Origin of the sequence: Streptomyces auratus, assembly GCF_050433025.1 — a bacterium.
Lineage (GTDB): Bacteria > Actinomycetota > Actinomycetes > Streptomycetales > Streptomycetaceae > Streptomyces > Streptomyces sioyaensis.
The window spans coordinates 3,146,942-3,159,358 of record NZ_JBNGCB010000003.1; the positions used below are offsets into that span (position 1 = coordinate 3,146,942).

The following is a 12,417-nucleotide window of genomic DNA, read 5'->3' on the forward strand; positions in this document are numbered from 1 at the left end:
CTGGTCCGCACCGGCACAATGGGACGGTGGACGAAGCACCCGAGCCGATACCCGTCACCCGGACCGTGGACTGCGGCACCGCCAAGCTGCTGCCCGACGTCGACCGTCCCCGGGCCTGGCTGCTCACGGTGGACGGTGCACCGCAGTCGTACGTGGACCTCGATGCCCCGCTGCATCTGGAATTCGAGTATGTGCGCCGGCTGGCGTTCGTCCTGGACGAGGCGGCCGCCCCGGGGGAGCCGCTGGACGTGCTGCACCTGGGGGGCGGGGCGCTGACCCTGCCCCGCTATCTTGCCGCCACCCGGTCGCACTCCCGTCAGGACGTCGTCGAGGCCGACCGCGCACTGCTCGCCCTGGTGGCGGAGCATCTGCCGCTGCCCGGCAACTGCGGCATCACGCTGCATGCCGACGACGCCCGGACGGCGCTGGAGGCGGCGCCGGAGGACAGCGCCGATGTGATCGTGGCGGATGTCTTCGGCGGCTCGCGGGTGCCGGCGCAGCTCACCTCGGTCGAGTATGCGCGGGCCGCCGCCCGGGTGCTGCGGGAAGACGGCTGCTACGCGGCGAACCTCGCGGACAGTGCGCCGTTCGGCTTTCTGCGCGGCCAACTCGCCAATTTCGCCACGGTCTTCGAGCATCTGGCGCTGATCGCGGAGCCCTCGGTGCTGCGCGGCCGCCGCTTCGGCAACGCCGTGCTGCTTGCCTCGCGCGCCCCGCTCCCCCTCGTCGCGCTGGCCCGGCGGGCGGCCGGTGATGTGTTCCCGGCCCGGGTCGAGCACGGCGCGGCAGTGCGGCGGCTGATCGCGGACGCGGCACCCGTGGGCGATGCCGAGGCGGTGGCGTCCCCGGTGCCCCCGGGCGGCGCGTTCAGCGTCGGCTGAGCGCCCGGCCGGAGCCGGGACTCACGGCGTCCCCGACGTCTGCGGATCCGGCGCACCGGCCGCACGGGAGTCCGCCCGCCCGGCTACGGGCTCCGTCTTCGGGCGCCGCGTCAGCTGCCGTACGCCGGGAATGCACAGCACCCCCGCCGTCAGCAGCACGATCAGCGCCGAAGCGCCCCACAGCGCGGCCCGCCTGCCGATGAGGTCCTGTACGGGGCCGGCCAGCGCGGTGGCCACCGGGACCATGGCCACGGACCCCAGCCAGTCGTAGGCCGAGACCCGGGAGAACTTGTCCTCGGGAATCTCCTGGTGCAGCGCCATCATCCAGGTCACCGCGAAGATCTCGATCGCGACCCCGGTACCGAACATGATCACGGTGAGCCCGGCCGTGGGGAGCGGCACGGCGAGCGCGGCGGACGGGAGGGCAAGCGGGAAGACACACAGCGAACCGGTCAGCAGGAGGCGATGCGGTGTGAGCCGGGTCATCACCAGGGCGCCGCCCGCGGTACCCGCACCGAAGGCGGCCAGCGCCAGCCCCCAGGGTTCGGGGCCGCCCAGATACTGTGCGGCGACCAGCGGCCCGTAGACCGCCTCGGCGGCCGCGACCACCGCGTTGACGAGGGAGAACTGCAGGACCACGGCCCACAGCCAGGGCCGGGAGACGACCTCCCGCCAGCCCTCCCGCAGATCGTGCAGCATCCCGCCGCCGGCCGCCCGCCGGGGAACTTTGCTGACGTCGAGGAAGGCCCGCAGTGCCGCCGCGAGCGCGAACGAGGCGGAGTCGACGGCCAGCACCCAGCCGGGGCCGACCGCGGCGACCAGGGCGCCGCCGAGCGCCGCACCGCCGATGGTCGCGCCGTTCACGCCCATCCGGAACACGGCGAAGGCGCGCCCCGCCTGTTCCCCGGAGACGCTGGCGAGCATCATGCCCTCGGAGGCCGGCTCGAAGAAGGCCTGTCCGGTGCCGCCGAGGGCGGCCAGCAGCGCCATCTGCCACAGCCGCGGTTCCCCGGTCAGGACGAGCAGTGCGAACACGCCCTGGGAGACACAGTTGAGGGCGTTCGCGGCGACCATCACACGATGCCGGGGGAGCCGGTCGGCGACCGCGCCGCCGATCAGCAGGAAGAGGACCAGCGGGACCGTACGGGCGGCCGCGACCAGGCCGACGTCGGTGGCGGTGCCGCCGGCGGCGAGCACTGCGAAGGCGGTCGCGATCAGTGCGCCGGAGTTGCCGAGGTTCGCGATCACCGTGGCGCCGGTGAGCAGCAGATAGTTGCGTCCCGCCCACACGGGACGGGCTCTCACCAAGGCCGGATGCCCGGGGCGGGTTCAGCGGTGGCCGGCAGGCGGCGCGGGAAGGCCGGCGCCCGGTGCCCGCCCCGGGCGGGGTACCTCACCCATGCGTACGCGCAGTGTTGTTGTCCTGGCCACATGGGCGCTCACGCTAGACCGGGCGGGGAGTCGGCCGCACCCGAATTGTCGCCGGATGGGACGCCCGGACCGCGCGGGCCCTTCACACCTAAGCTACTGCTAGGTAACATGTTGCCCATGTCCTCCGAGACCCTGCCGTCGATCGGCGAAATGATGGCGGCCTCCGTGCCGATGGTCCGCACGCTGAACCTCGAGTTCACCGAGACCACCGCCGAGCGTGCCGTCGTCCGCATGCCCGACCAGTCCGACTTCCACAACCACGTCGGCGGCCCGCACGCCGGCGCGATGTTCACCCTCGCCGAGTCCGCGAGCGGCGCGATCGTGATGACCGCCTTCGGTGACCAGCTCGGCCGCGCGGTGCCGCTGGCGGTGCGCGCCGAGATCGGCTACAAGAAGCTCGCCATGGGACCGGTCACCGCCACCGCGGAGCTGGGCCGCCCGGTCGCCGAGGTGGTCGCCGAGCTCGACGCCGGCGGGCGCCCGGAATTCCCGGTGAACATCGCCCTCACCCGCGAGGACGGCGCGGTGACCGGCGAGATGAGCATCGTGTGGACCCTGCGCCCCAACAAGTGAGCCGCTTCACCGGGTGAATCGCTTCACAGCTGCGTTCTCCCCATGGCCCGCCGTGTCACCGCACGGCGGGCCGTCGTCGTACCGGGGCGGGCATCTCGCGCCGGATCGGGGCAGGCGGAGGATGCCGCCCACCGCGGGACGAATCGGCCCCAGGGTGACCTGATCGAGTACGCTTCCGAGGGCGCGCCCAGGCGTGTCAGGGGATCGAGCGGTCACGGTGTCGGGGGCATCGGGCCACGGCCCACGGGGGCCCTACACCAGCGGAGGAACCGGCTTTGCACATCCAGGAGTGGCTCGAGACCGTACCGGCCGTGAGCGTCTACCTCCTGGTGGGGGTGGTCATCGGACTGGAGAGCCTCGGCATTCCGCTGCCCGGTGAGATCGTCCTCGTCAGCGCGTCGATCCTCGCGGCGACCCAGGATCACATCAACCCGTTCGTGCTGGGCGCCTGCGCATCGACCGGCGCGATCCTCGGTGACTCCGCCGGCTATCTGATCGGCCGCAAGGGCGGTCAGCCGCTGTTGCACTGGGCCGGCCGGAAGTTCCCCAAGCACTTCGGCCCCGACCATGTCGCCATGGCCGAGGCGAAGTTCGACAAGTGGGGGATGTGGGCGGTCTTCTTCGGCCGCTTCATCGCGCTGCTGCGCATCTTCGCCGGCCCGCTCGCCGGCGTCCTGCGGATGCCGTACTGGAAGTTCCTGATCGCCAACGTCCTCGGCGGCATCATCTGGGCCGGCGGGACGACCGCGCTGGTCTACAGCGTGGGCATCGTCGCCGAGCCCTGGCTCAAGCGCTTCTCGTGGTGGGGCCTGGGCGCCGCGGTGCTGTTCGGCATCGGCTCGTTCCTCGTCATGAAGCGCCGGGTGAAGAAGGCGGCCGCCGCCCGCGAGGCGAAGGAGAGCCCGGTCGCCGCCACGGCCGACTGACCAGCGGCGCGGATGGACGCTTCGGTGGCCCAACTCGACTGACCTGTCCGGCCGGTGCCGCAGTGGTGGCGGGTCAGGGCATCAGCCAGACGTCCGGCCCGCCGTCGCGCCATTCGAAGACGCCGGTGTCGTCCCAGACGAACTTCGCGGTGCCGAAACCGGCCCGGCGCAGTATCGCGGCCACATCGCCGGGGCGCAGGGCGCGGCCCAGATCCTGTCCGTAGAGCGTCACACGGCGCCCGCCTGTACAGGGCGGATGCACGATCACGGGGGCACGCTTCATACCCTCAGCATGCGACCGGGCCGCCGCACCCGCATCCCGAACGTGGCCGGCAGGTCGCACAGCGTGACCGACCGCCCCGGGCCGGTCGTACGCCGTACCTCCACGCCGCTCAGGACCGCGCCCGCAGCCGTGAGAAGAACGGCCGTGACCGTACGCCGGAGCCGCCGCGCTGCCACCACGGCTCCTGCCCGTCCCGGTCCGGCGGTGCGGCCCTGTCGCGCAGTTGGCGCCGCAGTCCGGCCAGCAGCGTACGGGCCCCGCGATGGACAGCGGGTCACCGACGAGCTTCTTGGCCGCCAGGGCCTTACGGCAGGCCCGCAGGGCCGCCGCCGGTTCCCCGTGGGCGCGTTCGGTCATGGCCAGTGCGTACAGGACCGTCGAGTAGAGCCAGAAATCGCCGTCGGAGTGCCGGGCCTCCCAGGCCCGGTGGGCCGTCGTCCTCGCCCGCCGGGCATCGAGCGACGAGAGGGCGATGGCGAGCAGCGCCCCGCTGTGGGCGGGCCCCGGGCCGAACCACGGATCCCGGGAACGGTGCCGGGAGGCCTCCTCCAGACAGGCCACGGCCGCCGTGAGGTCTCCGCGGTACAGCGCCAGCACCCCGTGCGCATGCGCGATCCGGGCCAGCCCGTCGCTGTCCGCATGCATCACGGCCGCCGTCCATGCCTGGTCGAGCAGTGCCCCGGCGGCGGGCGAGTCCTCCTGCGCCGCCAGATACCCGGACAGCCACAGGGCCCGGGCCCGCAGCGCGGTGTCGTCGGGGGAGAGCAGCAGCAGCCGGTCCAGATGCGCCCGCCCCTCACGGCGGAAGCCGCAGGCCGCCCAGTGGAACCACAGCGACACCGCGATCTCCAGCGCGCCGAGCGCATCCTCCGCGTCCTGCGGCGGCCGGGTCAGCGCCGCATCGAAGTTGGCCCGTTCGTCCTCCACCAGCCCCACGGCGAGCTGCTGGTCCGGGCCCTGCCAGGCGATCTGGGCCTCGGCCGCGAGCGCCGCACACGCCTGCCGGAATCGCCTGAGCGCCCCGGCCTCCTCGCCCGCCTCGCGCAGCTGTGTCCGTCCGAAGTCGCGGGCGGCGCGGGGAAGTCGGTAGCGCGGCGGCAGCGCGGCGCCGGTGTCCTCGTGGACCCCTCCCGCATCCCGTACGCACTCGACGACCGAGGCCGTACGGAGCCGTTCCAGTGCGCCCTCGACCGCGGCGGCAGGAACGTCACTGCTGGCACAGACGCATCCGGCCAGCCAGGGATCGAAATCGCCGGGCAGCACCGAGAGCCTCGCCCACACCTGCCGGTCCACGGGCGAACAGAGGGCATAGCCCGCGGCCTGCGCGGCGTAGAGCGAGGTGTGCCGCACGGTCGCCGCCGGCCCCGCGTAGAACAGCGGACCGTCCGTGCCCACCTGCGCCGCGAGCTGCGGCAGCGACATCCGGTCCAGTTGCTGCGCGGCCAGGGCGATCGCCAGCGGCGAGCCCTCCAGCGCCTGGCACACCGCGACCAGGAGTTCCGGCGCGGCGCTCCCGGTCCGGGCGGCGAGCAGCTCGACGGCCGGTCCGGCGATCCCCTCGCCCAGCGTCACCGGGAGCGGCGCGATCTCGACGACCCGCTCCTCGGCCAGCCCCAGCGGGCACCGCGCGGTCGCCACGATCCGGAGCGCCGGGTCGGCCCGCCACAGCCGCCGGACGAGCCGTGCGCACGCATCGAGCTGGGGGTCGCAGTCGTCCAGCAGCACGATCGCCCGGCGTTGCCGGCAGTAGGCGGTGAGCGCCGCGAGGTGGTCCGTGGTGGCATCCGACCGGTGGGCCCCGCCGGGTGGTGCGCCGGCGCCGGGGTGGGCGAGGGGACCGGCGGGAGGCCGTGGGGTGTCCTTGCCGGCGACGTAGGACGGTCCGGCCGCGCGGAGCAGTGCCTCGGCCGGTCCGCCCCCGGCCGGGCCGTCCCAGCAGCCGACCCGGAGGACCGCGCCGTCGTACCGGGCGGTGTGTTCCTCCAGGACGGCGCGGGCCAGCACGCTCTTGCCGACCCCCGCGGCGCCGGTGAGCGTCACCAGCCGGGCGTGGTCCAGCAGTCCGGACAACTGCTCATGCTCCACCGTGCGTCCCACTACGCCGGGCAGTGGCCGGCGGTCGGCCCACGTGGTCATCGGTCATCCCCCACATCGGCACAGCGCCGCACCCTTGCGAACTGGGAACCCACGATGCCAGAACCGACCGTCCGGTAAACACGCCAAAGGCCTATCGAACGGGGGAAAGCCGGGCGGCCCAATTGACGTACCGGGGCGCCCTCTTGAGGTCCCAGGACCGCGGACCGCCAGGTCAGGGCGGCCGAAGGCGGCGCCGGGCGGGCTCCGGACGATCTTAGAGTGGTGCCCTTCGACCGGTGCCGTGCTGGCAGCGTGGTGCCCCTCGGCCGGACTGAGCAGCCAAGGAGAACGCCCCGATGAAGTGCCTGCGTGTCCGTGCGGCGGTGAGCGTGGTGGCCCTGGTGCTGCTGGCCGGCTGCGGCACCGAGCGGGACCTTGTCGACGCCTCCCACGTGCCCCGGCTGCGGGCCCGCACCGCGGACGCCAACAACGGCCGGCCCCGGACGGTGCCGCCGCGCGGACCGCGCTCCTCCTTCACTCCCTTCCGGACGACCGGGAACGACGGCACCCAGGTCGTGCGGACGACATGGCACGGCCGCAAGTCCGGCTTCACCGGCGACATCTGGGCCTGGGTGCCGCCCGAGTACCACCGGCCCCGGTACGCCCGGAGCGGCTTCCCCGTGCTGATCGCGCTGCCCGGGTCCTACGGCTATCCGTTCAACTACTGGGCGGGGGAGCCCTTTTCGCTGGAGGAGCGGATCGCGGAGTGGTCGCGGCAGGGCAAGACGCTGCCGTTCATCCTGGTGATGCCGGTGCTCAATCCGGGCACGAAGTACTACGACGGCAGCGACATCCCGGGGCAGCCGAAGATGGGCAGCTGGCTCACCCAGGACGTGCCGGACTTCGCCCGGGCCAACTTCCGTACGTACGACAGCCGTGACGGCTGGGCCTTCATGGGCTCCTCGTCCGGTGGCTTCGCCGCCCTGAAGGCCGTCCTGAAGGAGCCGCAGAAGTTCAAGGCGGCCATCGTCAACGGGCCTGACACGGCGCCGGATTCACCGATGTGGCAGGGGCATCCGGCCGAGATGCGGGACAACGATCCACGCCACCTCGCACGGCAACTGGCCGCACACAAGGGCCCGGACGTCTATCTGGCGTTCGAGCTCGGCGGCAAGGAGGCGGCGGTACCGGACGTGAAGCGCTTCATCGCGGACCACACCGGCGGACCGATCCACTCCACCCTCTTCGAAATACCGGACGGCGTGCACAGCGCCCACACCTACATCCAGCGGATGCCCGAATCGCTGCACTGGATCAGCGAGCGGATGCAGGGCCCGGTGCCGTCCGCCTGACGCCTGTCGCCTGGCTGGCCGCACCTCGGGGGACTCATGTTGCCGACGCCCGGCAAGCGGCCAGAATTGTCCCTGATCCGGCCGTGCCGCGGCCGGCTGACGGCGTGTACCCCCGGGAAGGAGAGTCGTGCGCACACTGCGAGCGGTCGGCCTGGCGCTGGTCGGTACGGCTCTGCTGGCGGGGAGCCTCACGGCCGGCAGCCAGTGGCTGCGGGACCGGGATGCGACCAGCGAGGTGAAGGGGACGGCCGATACCGTCCCGCGCGACGAGGTGGCCCGCTCGATCTCGGGTCATCTGTCGCTTCCGGTGATCCCCAAGGGGCCGCGCTCGGTCGACTGCGTGCAGGATCTGCGTGCCGTCAAGGGGGCGCGAACCCGGTGCACGGCCCACTATCTGCGCGGGACCGACCGCGAGATGACCGTCCGCGTCATCCGGGTCCGTGGTGGCGAGATCACATATGTCCACGACGCCCCGCACCGCTGAGTCCTGCTGATCGTTTCCGTCGTTGCGTTCGCGACGTCGCAGGACAGCGCGCTGGCGGAGCGTCAGGAAGCGGCTGATCGAGCTGCTCCGGAACCCCTTGAGAGCATCCAACGGCCCCAAAGGGGGCCTTTGTTGAATCGCCTTCAGATGAGTAACTGTTCAGATAGCGGTTGGACGATGGTCGTTGTCGTGATGCTAAGATCATCGCACTTGCCAACGGGTCGACCACCTGCTAAGGCAGGAAAGAAATTCCGCGCATTGGCCTATGAAAACTGCCACCCCGGGAGAATTATGCCATTAGCCGGCCCTTTGATGGCTTTCTGGCAGGCGACTGTGCGCGGCCGTTCACGTACGTCTGGAACCGCGAGTGAGCAGACCCGTCGCAGCCAGGCACACGTCACCTGGTGGCTCCGTCGTCCGAAGAGAGTCTTATGACGCAATACTTCCAGGATCCAGCGCTCTGGGGACTGATCGCTGGCACACCTGTCGCCGCAACCGCGATTATTCGCGGCAGAAAGAAGATATCGGAGCTTCGAGCAGAAAAGGCTGAACTCAAGCAGCACTACACCAATCTGGAACACCACTACACGGAGGCGGTGGAGGAGGCCAAGGACCGGGCGGAAGAGGCCACCAAGACCACCTTGAAGGCCGCCATGCGGACCCTGCAGGGACTGGCGAGCGAACAGCAGCTGGCGATCTCCAAGTTGCAGGAAACCTATGGCGAGCACAAGATCCTGCAGGATCTGCTCGACATCGACCATATGAACTCGCAGTTTGCGCGACGCGCCCAGTCCATCGCCGTCCTCTGCGACGGCTGGCTCGGCCGGCGGCGGCACAATGCCTCGCTCTACGATGTGGTCCGCAGCGCGAAGGGGCGTATCCGCCACTTCACGCGCGTCGAAATCCGCTCGCAGAGCAACTTCGCCATCGTGAGCCGCGCCGTGGAACCGGTTGCGCTGGTTCTTGCCGAATTGCTGGACAACGCCACCAGTTATTCGGCACCGGAAACGATGATCGAGATCAATATCCGTCCGGTGCCCAAGGGCGTCTGCATCGTCGTCGACGACGCCGGTGTCGGCATGAACGAGGAGGAGAAGGCGCGCGCCGCTCAGCTGTTGTCGAGCGAGAATTCCGCCAGCGTCTCCAGCCTCGGTAACCCGCCGCAGTTCGGTTTCACGGTCATGGGTGTGCTCGCCGCCCGATACGGATTCACGGTGTCGGTGGATTCCACCTCTCCGTACGGTGGCGTGCGCGCGGTCGTCCTGCTCCCCGACGATCTACTGACGTCTCTGCACGAGCCCGAGGAGAGTCCTGCCGTGGCCGCGTCCGCCCCGTTGCCGCCCGAGCATCCTCCTGGTCACCCGGCCCCTGGCGGCGCTGCTCCGGCTCCCAGGGCCCCCGCGTACCCGGCTCCGGGGCCGGCGCCCACGGGACAGCCGGCGCCTGTTCAACCGATCACCGAGACGACCGCCGGCGGGCTGCCGAAGCGTCGCCGACGCGGTGCGATTTCCATCGTGCCGACCCAGACCGAGAGTACGGAAACCCCGGCCCGCGACAGCGCAAGGACCGCGTCCGCCATGGGCGCATTCCAGCGCGGCACACAGTCCGGCCGTCGTTCCACCAATGCAAGCAATGAAGGGCATGAGGTTCAGTGAACTACGATCTGTCGTGGATGCTTGACAGTGCTCTGGAATTGCCCGAAGCGCAGCACGCCATTCTCGTTTCCGCCGACGGCCTGCTCATGGCCCGCTCGAAGGACGTCGGCCGGGATCACGCCGACACCGTCGCCGCCGCGATGAGCGGAATGCAGTCGCTGAGCCGTACGGTCGCCGATTTCTGCCACGGCGGGGCGCCCGTCAATCGGCCGCAATGGCGGCAGACGCTGGTGGAGTTCGACCATGGCTGGGTCTTTCTCATCTCGGCCGGCGAAGGCGCCTATCTCGCCGTTTCGGCCTCACCCGATGTCGACATGGCGGAGATCTCGTTCCGTATGCAACAGCTTGTCGGGCAGCTCGGCAAGGCACTGACCAGCCCGCCTCGCGATAGGGCTGATATCCAGTCATGACACCTGACGACGAGCCGGAGCTGGAACACGAAGCAGCAGAATTAGTACGGCCGTACGTCATCACCAACGGCCGCGATCTTCTTGACGGCAGTGAGTTCTCGCTGATCACCTTGGTCACCGTGCATGCGGAGCCGCCTCGGACGAAACCTCTCGATCCGGAGAAGCTCCGCCTGCTGGAGCTGTGTTCGGGAGGTTTTCTCTCGGTCGCCGAGATAGCCGGGCACACCCGGCTGCCGGTGGGTGTCGTCAAGATTCTGGTGGCCGATCTCGCGCGGGAGGGTCATCTCTACTCCCGCGCGCCCATACCTAGCGCTCAGCTTGTCGACCGGAAAATCCTTGAGGAGGTGCTGAATGGGCTCCAGGCTCGCTTTGGATGACGGCGTGTACCTGCGCAATTCGGTGCAGACCGCGGCGAAGATCCTCGTGGTCGGACACTTCGCCGTGGGCAAGACGACATTCATCGGCACCATGTCCGAGATTCCTCCGCTGCGGACCGAAGAGGTAATGACCCAGGCGGGTGCCGGAATTGACGACCCGAAGGGCGCACCGGACAAGACCACGACCACGGTCGCCATGGACTTCGGCCGCCTCACGCTCAGCGAGAAACTGGTCCTTTATCTGTTCGGAACGCCCGGACAGCAGCGGTTCGTTCAGGTGTGGGAAGACATGACGCGGGGGGCGCTGGGTGCGCTGGTCCTGGTCGACCCACAGCGACTCGACGAGTCCTTTCCTGTCATGGACCTGGTGGAACACTACGGAATCCCGTACGCCATCGCCGTGAACCGGTTCGACGGGACTCCCTCCCATTCGCTCGACGAGATCCGGGAGGCGCTGGACCTTCTCCCTGAGACGCCCGTCGTCCACTGTGACGCACGGGACCAGCGTTCCTCGGCGGATTCCCTGATCGCGCTCGTCCGATATCTACAGTCCCGCGTCAACTAGGAGCTCAGGCATGCAATCTCACTCGGAATTCCAGACTCCGCCGCCCGGCTGCCCCGCGCACGCCGGCGGCGAAAGGGTGCCCCTGCACGGACCGGAATTCGCCGCCGCGCCGGAAGCCTTCTACGAGACGCTGCGGCAGTACGGCCCCAGCGCGCCCGTCGAGCTGGCTCCCGGTGTGGAGGCCGAACTCGTCACGGACTACGCCACCGCGCTCCACGTCCTGCAGAACCCGGACACCTTCGCGCGGGACTCCCGCCGCTGGCGCGCGCTGAACGAGGGGCGTGTCCCGCTGGACAGCCCCGTGCTGCCGATGATGATGCACCGGCCGAATTGCCTGTTCTCCGACGGCGCCGAGCACCTGAGGCTGCGCCAGTCGGTCACCGCGAGTCTGGCCCGGGTGGACACCCACCGGCTGAGCCGTCACGTCGACCGCGTCGCCGCGTACCTCATCAGCCAGTTCAGCAGCCGCGGCCGAGTGGAGCTGGTCGCCGACTACGCCCAGTTGCTGCCGCTGCTGGTCTTCAACGACCTCTTCGGCTGCCCCGCCGAGATCGGAGACCGCCTGGTCTTCGGCATATCCGGCATATTTGACGGGGTGGACGCCGAGAAGGCGAACGAGGTCCTCACCGAAGCGCTGCTGGAACTGGTGGCGCTCAAGCGGCGCTCGCCGGGCGAGGACATCACCTCATGGCTGATGGCGCACCCGTCCGGGCTCTCCGACGAGGAGATGGTCCATCAGCTCGTCACCCTCATTGCGGCGGGCACCGAGCCCACGCAGAACATCATCGCCAGCGCGCTGCGGCTGCTGCTGACGGATGAGAAGTACGCGGGCGATGAGCACACGGCCGGACTGCTGGTCGACGATGCCATCAACGATGTGCTGTGGAACAGCGCTCCGATAGCCAACTACGGCGTGCACTACCCCGTGCGTGACGTGGAGCTCGGGGGAGCCAAGCTGTCGGCCGGCGATCCGGTGGTCATCAGCTTCGCGGCCGCCAACACCGACCCGACGCTCTCGACGGGCCGTCAGATATTCAGCAAGCGGGCGCATCTCGCCTGGGGGGCGGGGCCGCACGCCTGCCCCGCCAAGGACCCCGCCCTGCTGGTGGCCGTCCTGGCCATCGAGAAACTGCTCAACACCCTGCCGGACATCGATCTGGCCCTGCCGGTGGAAAGCCTGACCTGGCGGCCGGGCCCGTTCCACCGGGCGCTGGACGTGCTGCCCGCCCGTTTCACCCCGGTACGCCCCGAGCGGCCTGCCTCCATTTCCTCGGCGACGGGTGGCCAAACGGCGGAAAAAACCCCTGCACAGGCCGGGAACGGGGCCCAACGGGGTAAGTGGTGGAGCTCGTTCCTCTCCTGGTGGAAGGTGTGACGTTCGCGACAGATTTTCGCTTTCGGTGG

12 protein-coding genes are annotated in these 12,417 nt (G+C 70.1%); 10 read left to right on the forward strand and 2 right to left on the reverse strand.

Annotation, left to right across the window (positions count from 1 at the left end):
• The first annotated feature begins 26 nt into the window (after positions 1-26).
• Positions 27-881, forward strand: a complete 855-nt coding sequence (locus BKA18_RS33505) for a spermidine synthase (RefSeq protein ID WP_366047238.1) — start codon at positions 27-29, stop codon at positions 879-881.
• A gap of 21 nt (positions 882-902) precedes the next feature.
• Here BKA18_RS33505 and BKA18_RS33510 read toward each other — a convergent pair whose 3' ends face one another.
• Positions 903-2,186: an MFS transporter gene (locus BKA18_RS33510; protein WP_366047239.1), complete on the reverse strand. Its 1,284-nt coding sequence runs from the start codon at positions 2,184-2,186 to the stop codon at positions 903-905.
• Positions 2,187-2,429: 243 nt separating this feature from the next.
• On the opposite strand from BKA18_RS33510, the gene BKA18_RS33515 reads away from it, so the two are divergent.
• Complete coding sequence (locus tag BKA18_RS33515; RefSeq protein WP_006601666.1) at positions 2,430-2,885, forward strand: DUF4442 domain-containing protein; 456 nt, start codon at positions 2,430-2,432, stop codon at positions 2,883-2,885.
• A 275-nt stretch (positions 2,886-3,160) separates the two neighbouring features.
• Positions 3,161-3,811, forward strand: a complete 651-nt coding sequence (locus BKA18_RS33520) for a DedA family protein (RefSeq protein ID WP_006601665.1) — start codon at positions 3,161-3,163, stop codon at positions 3,809-3,811.
• Positions 3,812-3,884: 73 nt separating this feature from the next.
• Here BKA18_RS33520 and BKA18_RS33525 read toward each other — a convergent pair whose 3' ends face one another.
• Positions 3,885-6,230, reverse strand: a complete 2,346-nt coding sequence (locus BKA18_RS33525) for an ATP-binding protein (protein ID WP_366047240.1) — start codon at positions 6,228-6,230, stop codon at positions 3,885-3,887.
• 296 nt (positions 6,231-6,526) lie between these two features.
• On the opposite strand from BKA18_RS33525, the gene BKA18_RS33530 reads away from it, so the two are divergent.
• The 7 genes from BKA18_RS33530 (at position 6,527) to BKA18_RS33560 (ending at position 12,388) form a co-directional block, all read left to right on the forward strand.
• Entirely contained in the window at positions 6,527-7,522 is a 996-nt protein-coding gene (locus tag BKA18_RS33530; RefSeq protein WP_366047241.1) for an alpha/beta hydrolase, read from the forward strand.
• A 127-nt stretch (positions 7,523-7,649) separates the two neighbouring features.
• Positions 7,650-8,006 carry a DUF4333 domain-containing protein gene (locus BKA18_RS33535; RefSeq protein WP_366047242.1) on the forward strand — a complete coding sequence of 119 codons (357 nt, stop codon included), beginning with the start codon at positions 7,650-7,652 and terminating at the stop codon, positions 8,004-8,006.
• A gap of 431 nt (positions 8,007-8,437) precedes the next feature.
• Complete coding sequence (locus BKA18_RS33540; protein ID WP_366047243.1) at positions 8,438-9,661, forward strand: ATP-binding protein; 1,224 nt, start codon at positions 8,438-8,440, stop codon at positions 9,659-9,661.
• Positions 9,658-10,071, forward strand: a complete 414-nt coding sequence (locus BKA18_RS33545) for a roadblock/LC7 domain-containing protein (RefSeq protein ID WP_006601659.1) — start codon at positions 9,658-9,660, stop codon at positions 10,069-10,071. The genes BKA18_RS33540 and BKA18_RS33545 overlap by 4 nt, the downstream gene beginning before the upstream one ends.
• Entirely contained in the window at positions 10,068-10,448 is a 381-nt protein-coding gene (locus tag BKA18_RS33550; protein ID WP_006601658.1) for a DUF742 domain-containing protein, read from the forward strand. The genes BKA18_RS33545 and BKA18_RS33550 overlap by 4 nt, the downstream gene beginning before the upstream one ends.
• Positions 10,423-11,013: a GTP-binding protein gene (locus BKA18_RS33555; protein WP_006601657.1), complete on the forward strand. Its 591-nt coding sequence runs from the start codon at positions 10,423-10,425 to the stop codon at positions 11,011-11,013. The genes BKA18_RS33550 and BKA18_RS33555 overlap by 26 nt, the downstream gene beginning before the upstream one ends.
• A 10-nt stretch (positions 11,014-11,023) precedes the next feature.
• Positions 11,024-12,388, forward strand: coding sequence for a cytochrome P450 (locus tag BKA18_RS33560; RefSeq protein ID WP_040897786.1), 1,365 nt, complete (start codon positions 11,024-11,026; stop codon positions 12,386-12,388).
• The last annotated feature ends 29 nt before the right edge of the window (positions 12,389-12,417 follow it).